This window comes from Paenibacillus sp. JCM 9796 (assembly GCF_055379675.1).
Genome location: NZ_AP043723.1, coordinates 3,176,729 through 3,197,725 on the forward strand (window position 1 = coordinate 3,176,729; position 20,997 = coordinate 3,197,725).

The 20,997-nt window shown below is 55.2% G+C and carries 20 protein-coding genes; 16 read left to right on the forward strand and 4 right to left on the reverse strand.

Annotation, left to right across the window (positions count from 1 at the left end; translation table 11 throughout):
* Positions 1-43: 43 nt before the first annotated feature.
* On the forward strand, positions 44-928 hold the full coding sequence (locus ACZ439_RS15270; RefSeq protein WP_054800042.1) for a CPBP family intramembrane glutamic endopeptidase: 885 nt from the start codon (positions 44-46) through the stop codon (positions 926-928).
* A 61-nt stretch (positions 929-989) separates the two neighbouring features.
* Positions 990-1,580 (forward strand): TetR/AcrR family transcriptional regulator, encoded by a 591-nt coding sequence (locus tag ACZ439_RS15275; RefSeq protein ID WP_054797656.1) that lies wholly within the window; start codon positions 990-992, stop codon positions 1,578-1,580.
* A 73-nt stretch (positions 1,581-1,653) separates the two neighbouring features.
* Here ACZ439_RS15275 and ACZ439_RS15280 read toward each other — a convergent pair whose 3' ends face one another.
* Complete coding sequence (locus tag ACZ439_RS15280) at positions 1,654-2,205, reverse strand: ATP-binding protein (protein ID WP_464621135.1); 552 nt, start codon at positions 2,203-2,205, stop codon at positions 1,654-1,656.
* 409 nt (positions 2,206-2,614) lie between these two features.
* On the opposite strand from ACZ439_RS15280, the gene ACZ439_RS15285 reads away from it, so the two are divergent.
* Positions 2,615-3,925, forward strand: a complete 1,311-nt coding sequence (locus tag ACZ439_RS15285; protein WP_054797658.1) for an MEDS domain-containing protein — start codon at positions 2,615-2,617, stop codon at positions 3,923-3,925.
* 105 nt (positions 3,926-4,030) lie between these two features.
* Here the strand turns inward: ACZ439_RS15285 and ACZ439_RS15290 are convergent, their stop codons facing one another.
* A complete protein-coding gene (locus ACZ439_RS15290; protein WP_054797659.1) occupies positions 4,031-4,918 on the reverse strand; it encodes a phosphatase PAP2 family protein in 888 nt (295 codons plus the stop codon).
* A 180-nt stretch (positions 4,919-5,098) separates the two neighbouring features.
* On the opposite strand from ACZ439_RS15290, the gene ACZ439_RS15295 reads away from it, so the two are divergent.
* The 12 genes from ACZ439_RS15295 to ACZ439_RS15350 all read left to right on the forward strand — a co-directional run bounded on the left by ACZ439_RS15295 (position 5,099) and on the right by ACZ439_RS15350 (position 18,307).
* Positions 5,099-5,272, forward strand: coding sequence for a hypothetical protein (locus ACZ439_RS15295; protein WP_164751869.1), 174 nt, complete (start codon positions 5,099-5,101; stop codon positions 5,270-5,272).
* 95 nt (positions 5,273-5,367) lie between these two features.
* A complete protein-coding gene (locus tag ACZ439_RS15300) occupies positions 5,368-6,348 on the forward strand; it encodes a TRM11 family SAM-dependent methyltransferase (RefSeq protein ID WP_464619874.1) in 981 nt (326 codons plus the stop codon).
* Between the two features lie 114 nt (positions 6,349-6,462).
* The gene (locus tag ACZ439_RS15305) at positions 6,463-6,648 is read left to right on the forward strand and encodes a hypothetical protein (RefSeq protein WP_054797660.1); all 186 of its coding nucleotides are present in this window, start codon (positions 6,463-6,465) and stop codon (positions 6,646-6,648) included.
* A 449-nt stretch (positions 6,649-7,097) separates the two neighbouring features.
* Positions 7,098-8,426, forward strand: coding sequence for an ABC transporter substrate-binding protein (locus ACZ439_RS15310; RefSeq protein ID WP_127608608.1), 1,329 nt, complete (start codon positions 7,098-7,100; stop codon positions 8,424-8,426).
* Between the two features lie 94 nt (positions 8,427-8,520).
* Positions 8,521-9,402: a carbohydrate ABC transporter permease gene (locus tag ACZ439_RS15315; RefSeq protein ID WP_054797680.1), complete on the forward strand. Its 882-nt coding sequence runs from the start codon at positions 8,521-8,523 to the stop codon at positions 9,400-9,402.
* Positions 9,399-10,220 carry a carbohydrate ABC transporter permease gene (locus ACZ439_RS15320; RefSeq protein WP_127608607.1) on the forward strand — a complete coding sequence of 274 codons (822 nt, stop codon included), beginning with the start codon at positions 9,399-9,401 and terminating at the stop codon, positions 10,218-10,220. Before ACZ439_RS15315 ends, ACZ439_RS15320 begins: the two co-directional genes overlap by 4 nt.
* Positions 10,221-10,251: 31 nt before the next feature.
* On the forward strand, positions 10,252-11,781 hold the full coding sequence (locus ACZ439_RS15325) for a gluconokinase (protein ID WP_054800040.1): 1,530 nt from the start codon (positions 10,252-10,254) through the stop codon (positions 11,779-11,781).
* Positions 11,782-11,798: 17 nt separating this feature from the next.
* Positions 11,799-12,695 (forward strand): phosphogluconate dehydrogenase (NAD(+)-dependent, decarboxylating), encoded by an 897-nt coding sequence (gene gnd, locus ACZ439_RS15330; protein WP_127608605.1) that lies wholly within the window; start codon positions 11,799-11,801, stop codon positions 12,693-12,695.
* A 39-nt stretch (positions 12,696-12,734) separates the two neighbouring features.
* On the forward strand, positions 12,735-14,492 hold the full coding sequence (locus ACZ439_RS15335; protein WP_054800039.1) for a sensor histidine kinase: 1,758 nt from the start codon (positions 12,735-12,737) through the stop codon (positions 14,490-14,492).
* Positions 14,493-14,495: 3 nt separating this feature from the next.
* Positions 14,496-16,112 carry a response regulator gene (locus ACZ439_RS15340; protein ID WP_054800038.1) on the forward strand — a complete coding sequence of 539 codons (1,617 nt, stop codon included), beginning with the start codon at positions 14,496-14,498 and terminating at the stop codon, positions 16,110-16,112.
* A gap of 57 nt (positions 16,113-16,169) precedes the next feature.
* Complete coding sequence (dgoD, locus tag ACZ439_RS15345) at positions 16,170-17,318, forward strand: galactonate dehydratase (RefSeq protein WP_054797663.1); 1,149 nt, start codon at positions 16,170-16,172, stop codon at positions 17,316-17,318.
* A 185-nt stretch (positions 17,319-17,503) separates the two neighbouring features.
* Positions 17,504-18,307: a serine/threonine protein kinase gene (locus ACZ439_RS15350; RefSeq protein ID WP_201317920.1), complete on the forward strand. Its 804-nt coding sequence runs from the start codon at positions 17,504-17,506 to the stop codon at positions 18,305-18,307.
* Positions 18,308-18,318: 11 nt separating this feature from the next.
* Here the strand turns inward: ACZ439_RS15350 and ACZ439_RS15355 are convergent, their stop codons facing one another.
* Together ACZ439_RS15355 and ACZ439_RS15360 are read right to left on the reverse strand one after the other, a co-directional pair.
* Positions 18,319-18,507 carry a hypothetical protein gene (locus ACZ439_RS15355; RefSeq protein WP_054797665.1) on the reverse strand — a complete coding sequence of 63 codons (189 nt, stop codon included), beginning with the start codon at positions 18,505-18,507 and terminating at the stop codon, positions 18,319-18,321.
* Between the two features lie 82 nt (positions 18,508-18,589).
* Entirely contained in the window at positions 18,590-18,808 is a 219-nt protein-coding gene (locus ACZ439_RS15360; protein WP_127608600.1) for a hypothetical protein, read from the reverse strand.
* A 253-nt stretch (positions 18,809-19,061) separates the two neighbouring features.
* Here ACZ439_RS15360 and ACZ439_RS15365 point away from each other — a divergent pair, with 253 nt between their 5' ends.
* Positions 19,062-20,978, forward strand: coding sequence for an LTA synthase family protein (locus ACZ439_RS15365; protein WP_236595755.1), 1,917 nt, complete (start codon positions 19,062-19,064; stop codon positions 20,976-20,978).
* Positions 20,979-20,997: the final 19 nt, after the last annotated feature.

Below are 20,997 nucleotides of genomic sequence, written 5' to 3' on the forward strand. Positions count from 1 at the left end.
AAGGAGAGTATAAACCTATGTCCCCACGCTTCAACCCGTCAGTATGGCCATTGTCGCCTACTTCGTCTCGATGTTTGCGTTTCTCGGCGTATTGGCCGTTATGGACCAGCTTGAAAGGGTGCGAACGGAATACGCTTTTCTCGCTTCTATGAACGTTCTCGTCGGTCTCTGGCTCACTGCGGCTGTATTCGCCGCATACAAGCTGCTCGACCGCGGCCGGCCGTTCCGGCTCGGCTTCGCCGTACGCCGCAAGGATCTGGCCTTCGCCGCTGCGGCGGTAACGGCGTCGATGACGACCGCCATCGTCTTCGCCTTCGCGGCGGCAAGCCGGGAGCCCGGGCTAGGCACCGTGTTCCGGCTCGAGAAGCTGGGCGACACGGCCTTCCTGGGTGCCGCGGCGTACGGCTTCCTGGGCTGGCTCATCGCCTCCATGCAGGAAGAGGTGCTGAATCGCGGCTACATGTTCGCCAATCTGCACCGGCTGCGCCCGCTCGGGATGCTGCTCGCCGCCTCGTTCCTGTTCGCGCTGACGCATATCCCGACGAAAGGGCTGCACATGTACCCGCTGCTCATCCATTTCATCGGAGGCCTGTGTTACGGCTACGTCTACTTGAAGAGCGGCTCGCTCTGGATATCCTCCGCCGTGCATGCGGCGCATAACTGGGCGCTCGATCTATGGTTCAACGACGATTACGGCGTATCGCTCGTCTCGTTCGCCGTACCGCTGACGGATGGGACTAAGCTGTTGCAGCAAGCGCTGCTCGTGCTTCTCATCCTCGTGCTGACCTACGGGTTTTACGGCCGGAACGGCATCTGGACGCCGGCGGACAACTTGAACGCGCTATGGACGGCGGATCGTCATCGCCCCCACCCTCATCGGGGCGGGATTCGACAAGGTTCAGCGGCATCGGCCGACACGGCATTGTGAAAAACCGACCGTCGGTATATACTGGCTTTATATGTACTTCAGGCAGGAGGTCATTAACGTTATGGTTCAACCCTCGCCCGTAAGCGCGAGCTTTCAGCTCATTTTAGACACCGCTGAACAACTGATCCGGGAGAAAGGCTGCCGGCAAACGACGCTGCAGGACATCATCGACCGCTCCGGACTATCGAAGGGCGCCATCTACCATTACGTCTCCGGCAAAGACGAACTGTTCGGGTTAATTTTGAAATCGCGAATGGAAGAAGTGAACGTGAAGTTTTTCGAAACGGTAGCCGATCAACAGACGGCGAGCGTCAACCGGCCGCTGCAGACGATTGCCGAAGGAATGGCTCGCAGTGCCGAGCATCTGGACGTGTCCAACAAAATTTTCATCTATTTGCTCGGGCAAATGGACAACCCGAAGGTAGCCGGGCTCGTACGCGGCATTTACGAGCATACGTTAGCCACCTCCAGCAGGTGGATCGGCGTCGGTCAGGAGAACGGCGTCATTCCGCCGTCAGTAGATGCGCAGAAAATGGCTATGATGTTCGTCACTTTCTTATATGGCATGCGGGTGCAGAGCGTGATCGATCCGGAGCGCGATGCGCTGGCGCTTGGCGATATTTATCAGATGATGTTCCGTTCGCTTCAATAAAGGGATGGAACGATGAACCCAAAACCCCCTCCATCGTAACGTGAACGATAGAGGGGGTTTTTTTGGCGTTGCGCTATCCCGTCAACAGCGGCTCCGCCGCCAATGTCTTCGGCTCAAAGGGCAGACGAATCGTGAACGTCGTACCTTGACCTACGATGCTGTTCACTTGGATGCGGCCGCCGTGATTTTCGATGATATTGTAGCTGACCGTCAAGCCGAGGCCGGTCCCGTTTTCCTTCGTCGTAAAAAACGGCTCTCCCGGCTTCCGCAGCTTATCCTCCGGAATCCCCGGACCTTCGTCCCGTATCGCAATGGCGACGCCATCCGCGTCAGAATCGATGTCGATAGCGACGCGGCCGTCGACAGGCGTGACTTCGAGCGCATTTTGGATCAGGTTGATGAAGACCTGCTTGATTTGGTTCTCGTCGCAGTATATTTCCGTTTCGGCCGCCCGGCGCTGGAACTCGATCTCGATATTGTTCATGATCGCCCGAGTTTGCAAGAGGGCGACGATCTGCTCAATCGTATCGACCAGATTATATTTGCGGAATTGAACGTTGGGCGGCTTGGCCAACAGGAGCAGCTCGCCTACGATTTGCTCGATCCGGCGCAGCTCCTCTTCCATAATCGACAAGTAGTAATTTTTCTTCCTTACTTTGATCCATGCGCCCTGAACGTCAACGATCGATTTTCCTACGAAATCATAGAAGAAAAGCATTTTTGTATAAGTGCAGTTCTTTTTCTGCGGTGGTTGACCTGCAGGATCTCCCGACAGTTTTTACTTATATTATCCATCATAGGGATAAAAAAGGAAAAGTGGAATCTGTGGAGGAAGTGCGTCGCAATTTGGCAAGGATCAACAGAAGATGGAAAAACTTGACGATTTTTCATTGTCTTTTCGATCGGGACGGCTATAATGAAAGTAGATCCTAAAGCAGCGAAACAACTCTGAAATCGCAGTCGGCAAGAGCTTGATTCGCGACGAATCGGCGCATGCGCGATGACAGGAAACGACTTTTTGGAGGAACAAACGGATGACCCGACAAAGCAGCATACCTCTTACGAGCAAGTTCCATGTGCAGAACGGTTCGCATATTTTGTACTTTTACAACGATACGGAGAAATATATCAGCAATGCCGTTTCGTTTATTATTATGGGGATCAATCTGGATCAACGGGTTATTATCATCGATACGTCCGACCATTTTGAGAGGATGACAGAGGCGCTGCGGAAAGAAGTGACGGATGAACGTATCCGCCAGTACGTCCATTACATCAATCAAACCGAATTTTATGACATGCACGAGGATTTTCATTTCTCCCGGATCTTGTTGAATTTGAACCAAATTATCGCCCCCTACTTAGAAGATCAGGTCGATATGCGGCTGTGGGGGCAGGTGGGCTGGAAAGAGCAGCCGGACATGCCGGAGAAGATTCATGCTTATGAACATGGCTGTGACATTTCACTGAGCGGGCTGGGGTTTGTGACCGTTTGTGGGTATGATGCTTCGAACGTAAACGCGGCTGTTCTTTTGGAAGCTATGAAAACGCATCCATACTTGATGACCGATGACAAGCTGGTGTTGTCGAGTCTTTATAACCATAAATCGAATCATGCCGTGACTTATCCGGCGCTGGCCGTACAGAAGGAAATGGAATCGGAGATGGATTTGTACAGGCAGAAGCTTGATTTTGTCCATGTTGTCTCCCATGAGGTTCGTAATCCGCTGACGGTTATCAAGGCCTATTCCTCGCTGCTGATGAGCAAGGTTCAGGATCAGGAGGACCGCGACAAGCTGAAGGCGATTCGCGACTACGTTGCGTTGATCGATAATGAAATTTCCCATATCATCAGCACGGAGCAAATGCTGACCACCGACGCGCTTTGGCGGCGCAGGCTGACCGTCCCGAAGGAGCTGCTGCTGGACGTGATGGAGATTATGGAGGTCAAGGCGAGGACGCAAAATATCGCGCTGCACCACGAGATCCGGTTGAATGGGAGGGAGACGCTGCTGAGCAATGCGACGGGCTTTAAACTGATCGTGTCGAACATTATCAGCAATGCGATCAAATACAGCGACGAGGGCAAGCCGGTTGATTTCAAGGCGTATAGGGAGACCGGGCAGCTGGTGCTCGTCACGCAGGATTATGGCGTCGGCATGACGGATAACCAGCTCAGCCGATTGTTTCAAAAGTATGAGAAAACGAACGAGCAGCGAGGCGGACAGGGCATCGGACTGTTCATGGTCAAGCAGCTGGTGGAGCACCACCACGGCGATATTACCGTAGAGAGCCGTCTAGATGAGGGCACGAAGGTGACGGTCCGGCTGCCGATGCAAGGGTAGGCCAAGGTGCTCCGGGGGGCGTCGTTGTCGCGATCCGCTTACGCAAGCTATTCCCGCCTATAGCTGAACGATGATGCGTAATATCTTTCGTAGCGAGCCTGGACATTACTTAGGCAGTCCGCTTCGCTGCGTAAAGGGCCGGAGACGAACAGACGCCGTATCCGCTTCCAAGGTTCGGTGCAGCACCCAGTATAGCGAGATCGTGATGCAGGCGCCGAACAAGATGTCCGTTGCATAATGCGCGCCCATGACGATGCGGCTCAACGAGGTGCACGACGCCCACACAATGGCGCAGCCCCATGCCGCATAACGCCAATAGGCGCGGACGCCTGCGGCGGCGACATAGCCGGGCAGCAGCAGCATCGTCCAACTGTTGGCGGCATGGGCGGACGGGAAGGAGCGGTTGCCGTTCGGTCCTTGCGGCAAGTACCAGGCGGTGAAATTGGAATAATCGGGCAGCAGATCCCGGAAGCGGATGCGGCCCCACCCCCACTTCAACGCATGCACGGCGGCAAGCTCGGCCGCTACGAGCAGCAGCGAGAGCAGGGCGGCCCGTTCGAAGCGGGCAAGATACTCCGCCGACAAGCGGGCGAGCAGTCGCTGCACGAGCAGGGCAGCAGCCGCCACGGCCAGCAGCGAGAGCAGGGCGTGTAGGCCGGTCGGCTTCACATGAAAGGCCCGTTCTGCGGTCATGTGCAAGAGTGCGTAGCCGGCCGTCACATTCGCCGCGAGCAGGGGCAGCCGAAGCGTAAACGACAAGCCGTCTTTACGCAGGCGCGAACTAGCGAGCAGGAGGTGAGAACCGGCCCAAGCGAACAGAACGGCCGGATGCTCGCCGTAAACTTCAAAGAACCTGGCCCATTGCGAGCTTGTGTCCGCCAGCATCCGTGATAGATACAGGTCGTTCGGCCCCAGCAGTAAGGCCAGTCCTCCCCATAATGCCAGGAAAGCAAGCGGAGGCGGGGCGCTCCAAGATCGATTTCGATTGAACATGAGGTTATGGTCTCCTCGGGCGGATTTGGCTGGGCAACGATCGGGTATTTGTTATTTAGTATAAACGATGACCTTCGGGTAAAGTAAGTCCTTCTTGTATACGATTACCGGAAACGGTGCATAGTAAAAGTCAGCTGTACACCCGGCAAGCCGGCATCTACATGTACGGAGGTGATACGAATGACTTCGAGCCGAAACCATCAAGGCGCCCACGGCATCGGGCAGACGGAAGAGCAGTTGAACCGGCAAGCGCAGGCGGCAGAAGCGATCCAAGGCAAGAATGAAACGGATCAGAGCATTATCGCGGAAGCGAACCGCAGCGATTCGGAATTGGATGAAATCATCGAAAGCTAACCGGTCTCTCGGTAAGGGCACGGAAGGAAGGACCTTGAACGCAAGGTCCTTTTTGGCTTGGCAGGAACGGGCTTTTTCGGCTGCTTTCGTATACAATGGAAGCATTCCCGGCCGGTACGGCCGGCCAGAAGGAGCCGATGATGTTGGAGCCGCAAGCTCGTTATGTATATACATTCGCTTATCACGAGGACGAGGCCTCGTTATGCGCGCTGGAGCAGCGCGTTTGGTTCGGTGTGCAGGACGCCTCGCCCTGGATTGAAAGCGAACTCGGTTTGGACCCCAGCCGGAGTCCGTTCATGAAGCAGCGCCTCGACGTCATGTTCGAAGGAGCTGCGGTCGAAGAGGTCGCGGAGCGGGCGAGCGGGATCGATCTGAACGGCGATACGTTCAAGGTGATCTATGTGCCCGCAGATGAGCCGGCGGCTTACGAGGAGCGCCGCGCTCTGGAGCGACAGGTCGGGGCCCGGCTGCGCGGGAAGGCGGAGATGCGAACGCCGAAGCGGACGTTCGGCTTAGCCAAGCTGAAGCATCGCTGGGTCTTCGGCGAGCTGTCGGAGAACGCGGCGGTATGGCTGCGCCACAAGGATAGGCCGCGTCCGTACTCGACGGCGCTGAGCACTCGCGTGGCCCGGGCGATCGTGAATATCGCCGTTCCGCAGCCGGCGGGAGTCCGCGCCGTGGATCCGTGCTGCGGCATCGGTACGGTGCTGATCGAGGCGCTGTCGATGGGAATGGACATCGAAGGCTTCGATGTCAATCCGCTGGCGGTGCGGGGCGCACGCGAGAACCTTCGCCATTTCGGCTATCCGGACGTCGTCAAGCTGCGGGATATGCGCGAAGTGGAGGGCGGCTACGATACGGCGATTCTCGACCTGCCGTACAATTTGTGCTCGAAGCTGTCCGAGGACGAGCAGCTTGACCTGCTCCGCAGCGCCCGGCGAATGGCGCAGCGCGTAGTCGTAATCGCTATCGATCCGATCGAGCCGTCGATCCGGCTGGCCGGCTTAACGATTACGGACGGCTGCATCGTCAAGAAAGGCTCGTTCGCCCGCTATGTCACGGTATGCGAGCGATAACTAGTCGTCAGAAAACAGATAAGCCCGGGGATGAGCGCCCGCCCGTCCAAACGAATCCCGACCAAGTCACATATCCTGCACTATCGTGACCAGAGCTGAACGGGAGGGAAGTCTATGTGGATAGAGGTAGTAGCGGGCTGGCTCGCTGCGGGGCTTGCCGCTCTTGCCGTCTTGCTCCGGCTGTTGGAAGCAGGGTCAGACCAAGCGAAGCCATCGCCTGGCGAGATCGAGCTGCGCGGGGGAGACGGCGGCGATTCCGGGCAGGAGCGGCCGATGGCCAGCGGGCAGGAGGCCGACTAAAAGCTGAGCCGGTTCAGCCGGCCTGGCGCTCTAGTGGTGATAGCCGGACAGACCGATGCAGGTCTGTCCGGCTTTGGCATGCGCCTGAAGGAGAGGATGCCATAGCCGCTAGTAAAGGCCGTATAGAGATGCAGGATTTGGAAGGAAGGTCATGTAGAAGGACGGGGGGCCTAATGAGCCCGACGACAGACGAATGAGAACCAAGCAGAGAGAAATGATAAGAAGATCCTCTCATTAACGAGAGGCTCAATGAACAAATCGGAGATGGTTCCTGGACGTTTCAGGAATGTCTCCTCTTTTTTCTTGGGTTCGAAAGGTCTCCCTTGCAAAGATGTTTAAGCGTAGTTATTGATGTTTAGTTTTCGTTATTTCGGATCGGAAGGCGATCAGGTATGCTGAATCTTGTAAGAAAGCCTTTTCAAAACAGAGATGAAATAGGAGGTCTATTCATGAGAAAATCTTGGAGTCGTTGGATGGGCGTTAGCGCGTCCGTACTTGTAGCGGCAAGCTTGGCAGCAGGCTGCGGACAGCAGCAAGCAAGCGAAGCGCCGGAAGCTGCCAAGCCGGCCGCCAAACCTTTTGAAGGTAAAAATATTACACTGGTTACCGCGAACCATCCTTGGAACGATGCGATTAAGCCGCTCATTCCGGAGTTTGAAGCCGCAACCGGGATGAAAGTTAATGTACAGAGCTTCTTCGAAGACCAATTGACGCAAAAGCTGACCGTTCAGTTTACTTCCGGATCGGCTACCCCGGATGTGTTCATGTACCGTCCGCTTCAGGAAGGCAAGCTGTTCTATAAGAACGGCTGGGTTTCTCCGCTGGATGAATACCCGCAGAAGGATGCCAGTTATGATTTTGCCGATTTCTCCAAATCGGCCGTCGGCAGTGTGACGGTGGACGGGAAGCTGGCGGGTATTCCGATCATTACGGAGCAAGAGATTTTGTATTACCGCAAGGATCTGCTGCAAAAAGCGGGAATCGCCGTGCCGAAAACGATTGATGAGCTGGTGGCGGCCGTGAAGCAGCTGCACGATCCGAAGAACGAAATGTACGGCTTCGTTGCCCGCGGACAGCGCTCGCCGCTCGTCACGCAAGTGTCTTCCTTCCTGTACTCGGAAGGTGCGGACTTCTCGCAAGGGGACAAAGCGACGATCAATACGCCGGAAGCCATTAAGGCATTCACGACTTACGGAACGCTGCTTAAGGATTACGGTCCTCCGGGCGTACTGAATATGTCTTGGCCGCAAGCCTTCGGTATATTCGCACAAGGTAAAGTGGCGTTCCTCACGGATGCGAACTCGCTTTACAAGAACCTCACGGACGCGGAGAAATCGAAAGTGGCCGATCAAGTAGGCTTCGCGGTATTCCCGGGCGGCAAAGCCGGTTCCAAGCCGTATAACATCACTTCCTGGGGACTGGCAATGAATTCGAAGTCGGCTAACAAGGATGCCGCATGGGAGTTCATGAAATGGGCGACCAGCAAGGAAATCGTGTTGAAAACGCAGCAAAAAGGCAACCCTGGCGCACGCGCATCCGTTTGGGATAACCCTGAAGGCACGACCGGATTCCCGGCGGAACTGGTTACGGTCATCAAGGAAAGCGTGAAGGGCGGCGTAGACCATGACCGTCCGACGGTCATCAGCGTAGGAGAAGCCCGCGACGCTGTAGGTGAAATCGTACAGCGGGTTATGGCTGGCGAGACCAACCTTCAGGATACTGCGGATAAAGCAAACGCGGCGCTGCAAGCGATTATGGATAAAGACAAAAGCAAGTAATTTCCGCTCGGCTGTACATGAAGGGGGCCTCTATTGGCCCTCTTGATGTTACCGGCCATTGTGCAACAAAACGAAGGAAGGGTGGATTTTCATTATGCAGTACAGCTGGTTTGATCGACACTTGAAATGGATTTACACGCTTCCGGCCGTGTTGTTCGTCCTGCTTATGATGTTGTTCCCCATTATCTATACGGTGCGGATCAGCTTCTTCGAATGGAGCATGTCCGCTACGACGCCTCCGAAATGGGTCGGACTGGCCAATTATTACGCCTTGCTTCAGGATGAACGCTTCTGGCATGCCGTTGGCTCGACATTTTATTTTACCTTGGTGGCACTTGCTGCCGAAGTTATTCTCGGCGTTGCTATTGCTATGCTGCTTTCCCGCAATTTCATTGGTAAAAATCTGGTAAAAACCGTATTCCTGCTGCCTATGGTTGCGACGCCGGTCGCGATGGGTTTGGTTTGGATGCTGATCTACGAGCCGACGATCGGCGTCGCCAATATGATGCTGAAATCGCTTGGCTTCGAGCCTCTGCTGTGGCTAGCTTCACCGAGCCAGGTCATCCCTTCCCTCATTATCATCGACGTATGGGAGTGGACGCCGATGATCGCGCTGATCGTGATGGCGGGGATCGCGACACTGCCGAGCGATCCGTATGAAGCGGCAGATGTGGACGGAGCCAGCGCCTGGAGGAAATTCGTCTCCATTACGCTGCCGCTGCTGCGGCCGACGATCTTGGTTGCCACGATGCTGCGCTTGATCGATGTGCTGAAAACGTTCGATATTATCTACGCAACGACGCAGGGGGGACCTAACTTTGCCTCCGAAACGCTGAACCTGTACGGCTACGTACTGGGATTCCAGTACTTTAAGCTGGGTATGGCTTCCGCGCTGCTTGTCCTGTTCTTCCTGCTGGTGATGGGCTTGACGTTATTGATGATCTGGATGCGTAAACGATTGGAGGGAGCGAAATGAGGAAAAAACGGCGGTTGGGAGTGAACCTGCTTCTCTCGGCATTAACGTTTCTTGTATTGGTCGTGTTTGCCTTCCCGTTTCTGTGGATGCTGCTCGCCTCCTTCAAGACGCAGGCCCAGATAATGTCCAGCGATCATTTTTTTGCATTCACGGCGAGCGCTAAGAACTATGCCAGCGTGTTTAAGGAATATGACTTCTTGAAGTTTATCGTCAACAGCTTAATCGTGGCGCTCGGGTCCACGCTGCTCTCGCTGCTTCTCGGCTTGCCCGCGGCTTATGCGATTGCCAGACATCATCTGCATAAATTGGGGATGGTGATCCTGGTGGCGAGAATTATTCCGGGTATCACGTTCCTCATTCCGTGGTTTATTTTGTTCTCCAGCATCGGCATGGTCGATAGCTACACAGCGCTTATTTTGAGCCATATGCTGGTCGGCTTGCCTTTCATTATCTGGATTATGATTTCGTTCTTTGAAGCGCTCCCTACGGAAATTGAGGAAGCGGGCTTGATCGACGGATGTACGCACCACCAAGTATTTATGCGCATTATTTTACCGATCTCCGGCGCCGGCGTCATTACTTCGTCGCTGCTGTCGTTCATTTTCTCGTGGAATAACTTTATGTTCTCGATCATTCTGGCGGGCGACAAAACGAAGACGCTGCCGATTGCGGTATTTAACTTTATGTCCTATTCGGAAATCAACTGGGGCGCTCTCATGGCGGCCGCCTGCATCATCACGCTGCCCGTGCTGATTATCGCACTGCTCGCGCAGCGCTACATCGTAAGCGGTATGGCTGCCGGCGCAGTTAAGGGATAAAAGCCCTGGAAAGGCTTAAGGAGACGGGTCCATGAGAGTGTTTGTCGGTTTAGATATAGGCACAACAAGTACGAAGGCGGTTGCTTTCGGAGTGGACGGCGCCGTGGCGAGCGTCCACTCCGTTCCCTACCCGCTTATATGCGAAAGTCCGGGCTATGCGGAACAGGATCCCGGGCTCATCGTGGAGGCGGCAGCCGAAGCCGTCAGCCGTGTGACGGCGGACGTGCGCCTGTCTCATGGGGAGGTGGCGGCCGTATCTCTAAGCTCCGCGATGCACTCGCTGCTGGTCGTGGACGATTCGGGGCGTCCGCTTACCCGGCTCATGACCTGGGCCGACAATCGGAGCGCAGAGCAAGCGAAACGGATCGCCGCTTCAGGCGGGCTGGATATTTACAAGCGCACCGGTACTCCGATTCACGCGATGTCGCCGCTCTCCAAGCTGTTCTGGTTGAGGGAAAACCGGCCCGACCTTTACGAAAAAGCTGGCAAATTCGTTTCCATCAAGGAATATTTGCTGTACCGCCTGTTTGGACAGTTTGTCATCGATCATTCCTTGGCCTCTGCCACAGGACTTTACCGTCTCGGGGAAAGGGATTGGGACAAGGAACTGCTTCGCGATGCAGGCATCCGCCGGGATCAGCTTTCGGAGCTGCATCCGGTTACCTGCGTGATGACCGGACTGAATCCGGGCTACGCCAAGCGTATGGGTCTGTCCACGGATGTGCCGTTCGTGCTGGGAGCCAGTGACGGTGTGCTCGCGAATCTTGGAGTAGGGGCTATCGATCCGGGGGATTTGGCCGTGACGGTCGGAACAAGCGGTGCCGTACGAACCGTGGTCGACCGGCCTTTAACGAGCGATCGGCAGCAAACGTTCTGTTATGTGTTTGACGACCGCCATTGGGTGATTGGCGGAGGCACGAACAACGGCGGAATCGTTCTGGATTGGGTACAAACGGTGCTTCATTCGATACAGGGTCCGGACTCGGGGAAGTCTTCGCTCGAAGGGATGCTGCGCCAAGCGGAGAGGATTCCTCCTGGAGCCGAAGGGCTGCTCTTTCTTCCGTATTTATCCGGAGAACGCGCGCCGATCTGGAACCCGAATGCGCGCGGCGTATTCCTTGGCTTAAACTTGACCCATTCGGGCCCGCATCTGGCGCGGTCGGCGATGGAAGGGATGATGATGAGCCTCCTGTCGGTCGCTCTAGCGATGCATGATTTAACGGGCTTGAAGAACAAGGTGCTCGCCTCGGGCGGCTTCGCCCGCTCGCCGTTCCTGCTCCAGCTGCTTTCCGACGTATTCGGCTGTGATGTGGAGGTTCCGGCTTGTGCGGAAGCTTCAGCCTACGGAGCCGCTTTTCTTGGAATGATAGCTTTAGGGGAATACGGCGATATCCGCGACATCAAGTCCACGATTAATATGCGCGAAACGTATGTCCCTTGCTTGAAGCATCATCAAGTGTATACGGAACTGTATCGAATCTATGAACAAGCCTACGCCGGTCTGGGCGAAACGTTCGAGGCGATCACCGCCTTGCAGCATTCGCTTCAGGGCGCAGGATAAGGAGTGGGAAGGCAGACATGAAAGTCGGGCTGATTGGGCTTGGCAAGATGGGAAGCAACCTGGCGATGCAGCTGCTGGATAAAGGGCATCAGGTAGTCGGCTATGATCGCGACGCTTCGAACGCCGGCAAGCTGTTCGGGCATGCCGGGCTTGCGGTGGATTCGTTAGAGCAGCTGGTTTCTGCTTTAACGCCGCCGCGGCTCGTTTGGGTGATGGTGCCGCCGGGCGATCCGGTCAACGCCACGGTAACCCGGTTAACGGAGCTGCTTAGCGAGGGAGATACAATCGTCGATGGCGGCAATTCGCATTACAAAGACTCGATGCGGCTTGCTGAATTTTGTTGCGGGAAGGGCGTCCGTTTCCTGGATGCAGGGACCTCCGGGGGTATGGAAGGAGCTCGTCATGGCGCCTGCGTGATGGTTGGAGGCGACCGGCAGGCCTTTGAGGCGATAGAGCCATTGCTGGCCGATGTGTGCGTCCCGCATGGTTACCTGTATGCGGGGGCAAGCGGCAGCGGACATTTTCTAAAGATGGTGCATAACGGCATTGAGTATGGGATGATGCAGGCGATAGCCGAAGGGTTCGAGGTCTTGCACAAAAGCAGCTTTGATTTGAACCTGGCGGAAGTGGCGGGGCTCTGGTCGCATGGCTCGGTCATTCGGGGCTGGCTCATGGAATTGACGGCAAGAGCTTTGGACAAGGACGCCAAATTGGATCAAATCCAAGGGATTATGCATTCCTCGGGCGAGGGGAAATGGACCGTGGAGACGGCGCTGGAGCTTCAAGCCAGCACCCCGGTCATTGCTTTATCTTTGTTGATGCGATATCGTTCCTTGGAGACGGATGCTTTTCACGGCAAGGTCGTGGCTGCACTCCGCAATGAATTCGGCGGTCACGAGGTCGTTAAGCAGTAGAGTCGGAAGTGGCTAAGTTACTCCGCAGGAGGGGATCAGATGCCTTACAAATTGAATATTTTCAGCAAGATCCTGCTCCTGATCGCGCTGTTGCTTATTCCGATCCTGGTGCTTTACGGCATTTCCAACCGAACCGCAAACCGTGTCGTACAGGAACAAATCGAGTCTACGAATGTGAATCAGCTTTCATTTTTCCTGCATCAGCTTGATTCGCAAATTTCCAACCTGTCCATGTTCCCCGTCATTATGGGCAACGATCCCTACATTCGTGAATTTATCGATATGCAGGGAGCCCCGATCATGGACGTTCTGAAGGCGCAATCCCGCATTACGGCGAAGCTTGGCCTGCAAAGCGTGTCAAGCGGCTGGTATAACGATTTAACGATACTCCTTCCGGCTAATCAACAAACGGTTTCTTCGAGTATCTTTCTCGGAGGGGGCGACCGTTTGCAATGGAACCGGCCGATTCTTAAGCAATGGACTTATGTCGAGGACCGCCCGGGAGATCAGGCAACCGCCATGTTCGTCCGGGAGGTTAGCGAGCCGGCCAGAGCGGGACGGATTGAAGAAGCGGGGGCCGTGTATCAAGTCCGCTTCACCATTCGGAACATCACCGATATGCTCGATGTGTACAAGCTGGATAAGCATAGCGATCCGTTTCTCTTTCATCCGGCCTATCAAACGATATGGAACAGCGGCTCGAACAGGTCTCTTTCGGAGACGATCCGTACACGGTTAGGCGAGGCTCCCATGAACGCCGTCGGTCAAGTCAGACAAGAGATCGATGGGCAGGAGTACCTGATCAGTTATGTGCAATCCGAGCAGATCGGCTGGTATCTGGTCGACTACGTGCCGGTTCAGCAGATGCTGGCACCGATCACGCAAACGAGCCGGTTGTTTTATGTATCCGTCGGGCTTCTTCTGGTGATGAGTGTGCTGGCCGTCTTCCTGCTATACCGGAATGTGCAGATTCCGATCGTCCAGATGATTCGCAGCATGCAGCGCATGAAGCGGGGCGATTTAGCGGCAAGGATCGAGTACCGGTCCAAGAATGAATTCGATTATTTAATCCAGCGGTTCAATGAAATGGCGGAGCGGATCCAGCTGCTGGTGGAGGATGTGTACGTCGAGAAGATCCGGTCCAGGGAGGCGTCGCTGAAGCAGCTGCAATCGCAGATTAATCCGCATTTTCTCTATAATTCTTTATTTTTTATTATCAATTCGGCCGTCATGGAAGACCGCGATTCGGTTGTGAGGATGGCCCAAAATTTGGCAGACTATTGCCGCTACGCCACACGCGTGGAGAACCAGTCGGTCAAGCTCAGGGATGAGCTCGAATTGGTTAAGCATTATTTGAACATCCAAAATTTACGCATGCAGCGCCTCGACTATCATATCGAGGTTCCTGAGGAGATGTGGGATGAAGCCGTCCCGAGGCTGATTCTGCAGCCGCTCGTTGAGAATGCGATTGTCCACGGCATCGAGCATCGCATGGGCGGCGGGCGAATCACGATCACCGGCGAACAGGATGAGCTGCGCAATTATGTCGTGATTGAAGATAACGGAGCGGGCTTGACCGACCGGCAGCTGCAGCATCTTCACGCGCAGCTGCAGAAGCCGATGAGCGAGGACATCGGCTGCGGGACCTGGAATGTGCACCACCGGCTGTTTTATAAGTTCGGAGCGGGCTCCGGTTTGACGTTCCAGCACGGGACGGGCGGCGGGCTGCGAGTTACGGTTACTTGGAACAGGCAAGGCGCTTTGCCTGAAACGGCTCCGGTCTCTGAAGGAGGGTAAACGGTGGTTCAGCTCTTGCTTGTTGATGATGAAATTCACGTGGTGGAACGGTTTTCAAGCACGATCGACTGGATGTCCCTGGGGATCGAGCACGTATACAAAGCCTATTCCGGTCTTGAGGCGCTTGCGCTGCTTGAGCAATTCTCCATCGATATCGTGATTACCGATATCCGGATGCCGGGAATGTCGGGGCTGGAGCTGGTTGGGGAAATTCGCAATCGTTGGCCGAAAACCAAGTGCATCCTGCTGTCCGGGTACTCGGATTTTAATTACGCCAAAGAAGCGATCGTGCATCAAACGGAAGATTATTTGTTGAAGCCGGTCACCGAAGCCAATCTTGTCGAAACGGTTCAACGGGTGATGGGGAAGCTGCAAAGGGAGTGGGAAGAGATTACTTCCAAGCAGCGCTTGGCTTATGCCCTTAAAGAAAACCTGCCGCTGCTTCGGGGCAATCTGCTCCATGACCTGCTGCAAGGGCGCAAGCTGTCCCATGCGGCGCTGCTGGAAAAGATGCAAATGCTGGAGCTGTCCCATTATCTCGATCAATGCTTCACGCTTATGCTCGTTCGGCTCGAGGAATATTTCCTGCAATACGATGCTCACAGCTTGTCGCTGCTGGAATACGCGATCGGCAATATGGTCGAGGAGCTGTTCGGGGATAAATTCGACATTTGGTACACCAAGGATGCTCACGATTATTTGGCGTTCCTGCTGAAGCCCAAGCAGACATCCGATGAGGCGGACGACTCGACGTGGGTGGAGCGAACCGCGGCGCTGCTTCAGTCTGCCGTCAGCACCTATTTGAAGGGCAAAGTGTCCATTCTGGTGAGCGGGCAGGGGCGCTTCCCTGAAGATTTGGCCGGCTTGTATACCCGGTCGGTGGGGGCTTTCCGCAGGCGAATCGGCAGCGAGCATGAGCTGTTCATGCGCCTCGGGGACGCTCAGGCGCTGCCGGAAACGCAATCGCCGCAAAGCTTGTACGAGCCGCCTACGCTCATTCATTTGCTGGAAGCGGCCCGCTGGGACCGGATCGAAGAGAAGCTTCATCTGATTTTCGATGAATTGGAAACCGGCTACGGCGGCTCCCAGGAGCATGTGCTGGAGGCTTATTTCTCCATCGCATCCGCTTATGCCTACATCGCGCACAAGAACGGCAAGCAGCTGTTCGATTTAATCGGGAGCGATTATGACAAGATGACCGAAGGCCTTCCTTTTCGTTCCGTGAATCAATTGAAGGATTGGTCGCTTCGGACGCTGAAGCAGATCCGGCAGGATATGGATCAGGAGACGAAGGATTCCCGGTCGGTGCTGATCAAGCAAATTCAATGGTTTATCGATCAGCATATAGGCCAGGACGTTTCTCTCCAGACGATTGCCGATCATGTGTACTTGCATCCTGTCTATGTTTCAAAAATATATAAGCTGGAAACCGGCGACAACCTTAGCGATTATGTTCACCGGGTCCGGATGGATAAAGCGGAATTTCTGCTCAAGAACAGTCAGGAGAAAATTTACGAAATTGCCGCTCGGCTGGGCTATCAGCGGCCGCACTCGTTTAATCATGCGTTTAAGAAGCAGTTCGGCATTACGCCGCAGGAGTACCGGGATCAATTTAGCTAAAGGCTCCGGGCATGCCGCGCAGCCGATATTCCCCATATAGAGAAGAGGAGAGTCACAATGAAAATTACAAAATTAGAGCTGTTCAAGGTTCCGCCGAGATGGCTGTTTCTTAAGGTTGAGACCGATGAAGGCATTACCGGCTGGGGCGAGCCCGTCGTGGAAGGCAAGGCGGACACCGTCGCTGCGGCTGTAACGGAAATGAGCGAGTATTTGATCGGTCAAGATCCGATGCGGATCGAGGATTTGTTTCAGGTGCTTTATCGCGGAGGATTTTACCGGGGAGGACCGATTCTTTCCAGCGCGATCTCGGGGATCGAGCAAGCGTTGTGGGATATCAAAGGGAAATTCTACAATGCCCCCATCTACGATCTGCTGGGAGGGGCTTGCCGCGACCGGACGCGCGTTTATTCCTGGATCGGCGGAGACCGCCCGAGCGACGTGGGTGCAGCGGCTAAACAGCAGGTTGAAGCGGGCTTTACGGCTGTGAAGATGAATGCCACCGAAGAGATGCACTACATCGATTCGATTGGTAAAGTGGAAGCGGCGATCGCCCGTATCGCCGCCGTGCGCGAAGCGGTCGGGAAGGAAGTCGGCATCGGAATCGATTTCCACGGGCGCGTTCATAAGTCGATGGCCAAAATTATCGCCAAGGAGCTGGAGCCGTATCGTCCGATGTTCATTGAGGAGCCGGTACTGCCGGAAAATAACGAGGCGCTGAAGGAAATCGCCCGCTACACCTCCTGCCCGATCGCTACGGGCGAGAGAATGTATACGCGGTGGGGCTTTAAGGAACTGCTGGCACAAGGAATCGTCGACATTATTCAGCCGGACCTGTCGCATGCCGGAGGCATTCTGGAAACGCGGAAAATCGCTGCGATGGCAGAAGCTTACGACGTTGCCGTAGCTCCTCACTGTCCGCTCGGTCCGATCGCGCTTGCCGCTTGCCTGCAGCTCGATACGTGCTCGCCTAACGCCTTTATTCAAGAGCAAAGCCTGGGCATTCATTATAATCAAGGCAGCGATTTGTTGGATTATTTGAAGGATCCTTCCGTCTTCGCCTACCAGGACGGCTTTGTCCGAAATTTAACCGGACCGGGCTTAGGCATTGAGGTCAATGAAGAGAAAGTAAGAGAAATGGCGGCCATCGGCCACCAATGGCGGAATCCGGTCTGGAGGCAGGAGGACGGAACGGTCGCTGAATGGTAATAGAAGCAAGGCCAATACGATAAAAGAGAACCGCTTGGCGATGATGAAGCCAAGCGGTTTTTTGGCGAACCGGGGGAGGTGTGGCTACAGGTAGGTATACGCTGCAGCGGTTTTGAGGGATTCGCCGTTTTGGTGTACGCTAGGAATAGGAATTATTTCGATATCGGGCGACCGGAGGAAGACCCATGATCCGTTATTTACGCCAGGTGTACCAGGCTTGGATTGATTATCCGCTGCGTGCGGGACATCGACTGCAAGGACGCTATGAAATTGTCCGGTTTCTCGGCGAGGGAAGCTACGGGCTCGCTTATTTATCCACGGATCGGCAGACGGGGGAGCGGGTCGTCGTCAAGCAGTCGAAGCCGAGCAAGCGGGGTCTCGGCCGGAAGCTGCTGCGCCGGGAGCAGGAGGCGCTTCTCGCGCTGACGCACCCGAGCATTCCGAAGTGCCGCGGTCTGTTTGAGGACGGTAAGCGGTTATTTCTCGTCACCGATTGGATCGACGGCGCGACAGTGGAGGATCTCATTTTCGAACAGCAGCGGGGCTTCTCGGAATTAGAGAGCTTGGCGTTCATTGCGCGGCTGCTGCCGGTCGTCAGGTTCGTGCACGAGCGTGGCTGGGTTCATCTCGACCTTCGCATTCCGAACGTGATGGTGCGGGACGGGACTTACGTGCTGATCGACTTTGGACTGGCGCGGCGGATCGGAGATACGGAGGGGCTGGAACCATTCTCAAGCGAGGAGGAGGAGCGTCGGCGCCTGCCGGACGTGAAGAGCGATTGGTATGCGATCGGTCATTTTCTGTTATTCCTCTTGTACTCCGGTTATGAAGCGCAAGAAGGACAGCCTCCGGGCGAATGGCACGAAGAGCTGTCCTTATCGATGGCAACCGGGCGATTGCTCCGGCGGTTGCTGCGGCTGGATGAGGCTTATGAGAGCGACGCGGCGCTCATGCAGGATGTCGAAGCGGCGATAGCCGCCTTAACGTAACGGTCGAAACGTCAGGAACTGGAATGAAATTTCTTCTTGTAGTATTGGTGTCCGTAAGAATTGCCGCGACCGGAAGAGTACGACGACGAATGTTTGAGAGGGCCTGGACGATGGTAACGATTCGAGCTGCCGCCGCGGTAATGAGGACGTTTCGAATGCAGCACACTGTTTGCGATTTTGCGTAAAATATGCTTAAACATTACGTTTCCTCCTTTAGCTAATGATACCTGTAACTACGGAGCGGACGGTTGAAAGTTTCAGGAACGGTTCGATCTCCACCGTTTATTTGAGTCCGGGAAATCGCTTCTCCATCACTTGAAGCAGCTCCAGATAGCTGTCGCGGAGCTCCGTTATGGTAATCAGTTCAGGGGTGTTTCGAACTTCGTGTTCGGAATGCCCCTTTATGATGCCGTCAAGGCCGTTGTAATTAAATTGTAAATCTTTATAGGTCTGATCGAGCTTCTCCAGGATGACGCCGATTAACGGTTGGTATTGCTCCATAGCCTTGTCACTCCGTTCTTCTTAGACATTCGCTTGCATACTTGAACGTAACATATCCACACGCAGTGGCGCAAATAGGCTGTGGACCGGACGAAATATTTGTCGATTATACGCGAAAGCCTATGCGTCCCGAGAACCATTTTTTAACTTTCAGCATATTTTCAGCTGGTTTTAAGATTTCATGTTTACAATGTCTTAACATGAACTGCAAATATGTCCGCCGCGTGAGCGGGCCGATAGGAGAGTGATCTGGGTGCGTCCAACCGTGATACAAGGACGAACGAAGTCACCCCGTCCCGCCAAACGGCGAATGGTGAACCCCGTTATTGTAGCCGCGGCGCTGCTGATCGTGCCGGTGCTGCTGGTTGTCGGGATGGAAGTGCTTCACAGGGGGTCTCTGCATGAAACAGGGACCTGGATGGCGTCTCATCCGAAACTGGCGCTATTGAACGGGCTGCTGGCCATGCTTGTTTTCTTATTCCTGTACGGCTTGGTCGGGCGGCTGTTTATGGCCGCGGGCTTAAGCGTGCTGCTGCTTTCTATGGTCGCCTTAATCAGTTATTTCAAGAAAAAGCTGATCGGCGAGCCGTTTTTTCCATGGGATATTTTTTTGAATAAAGAAAGCATGAATATACTGCCGCTTGTGACGAGCAGGGAAGCCGTTCTGCGGCTTGCCCTCGTGTTCGGTACCGCTATCGCCTTGTTCGCGATCGGCAAGGCCATGCCGCGAATGTCGCCGCGATGGCTGACGCGTCTGACGTTAGTGGCGGTTTGCGGCTTCGGGCTTTACGCTTTCGGTACGCGGGCGGCATGGCTTAATGCGCTGGTGGATCGTGCCGGCATGAACGAGATCGTCTGGAATCAGCAGGAAAATTACGGGGAGAACGGGCTGGCGCTCGCGTTTACAATGAATGTCAAAAACACGATCGTGCCGCGGCCGCCTGGCTACAGTGAATCGGCCATGGCCGGCTTGGCCGACAGCTTGAATGAGCTGGTCGGCGCGCCTAAGGCAAAGGCCGCATCGCAAACGCAGAAGCCGAATGTGATCTTCATCATGAACGAAGCGTTCTGGGATCCGACGCTGCTCAAGAACGTAAAGTTCAGCGAAGACCCGCTGCCGACCGTTCATCGTCTGCAGAAGGAGATGACAAGCGGCTTCCTGCTGTCGCCGCAATTCGGAGGCGGCACCAGCAACGTGGAGTTCGAGATCCTGAGCGGCCAGTCGATGAGCTTCATGCCCGCGGGATCGGTTCCGTATCAGCAATATATCAGCAGGCCGCTGCCGAGCCTCGCGAGCTACTTCAAATCGCAAGGCTACGCCAGCACGGCCATCCATTCGTACGAGCGCTGGTTCTGGAACCGGGAGAACGTGTACCGGTACATGGGCTTCGATGAATTTATCAGCAAGGAGGGATTCGACAATCCTGTCAACAAAGGCGCTTTTATAGCCGATGACGAGGTGTCCCGCCGGATCATACAAGAAGTTGAAGAGAACGAAGAGCCGACGTTTATTTACGCGGTAACCATGCAAAATCACGGTCCTTACGACGATAACCGATACGGCGACAATCCGATCAAGACGGAAGGCTTGCAGACCGCCGAGGCCAAAAATACGTTGGAAACTTACGTGCAGGGCGCAAGCGATGCCGACCGCAGCCTGCAACTGCTGATCGATCACTTCGAGCAGTCGGATGAGCCGACGGTCATCGTGTTTTACGGTGACCATCTGCCGATGCTGGGGTACGATTACGACGTGTACGCGCAAGCGGGGTTCGTCTCGACCGGACGTTCCGAGCAGTGGTCGCTTGAAGAGTTGAAAAGCATGCATAGCGTTCCGTTCGTCATGTGGACGAACGAAGGGCTGCCGAAGGAGCACGTGCCGACGCTTAGCACCTCGTTCCTCGGCGCCTATGTGCTGAATCGCATCGGGCTGGAGCTGCCGGCCGCGTGGGCATACAACGCCGAACTGGCGCAAAAAACGCCGGGGCTGCTGCGCAATCTGGTCGTCGATTCGAGCGGTCAGCTGTATGCCGAGGTGCCGCCTTCCGTGCAGGAGGACGTCGAGATTTACCGCGAGCTTCAGTATGACGAGATGTTCGGCCACCAGTATGTGGCCAAATATTTGAGCGAACTGATGGCGGCGCGAGCCGCTCCTTCCTCGGGGGGCTGACCGGTAACTTTCAAGCAGC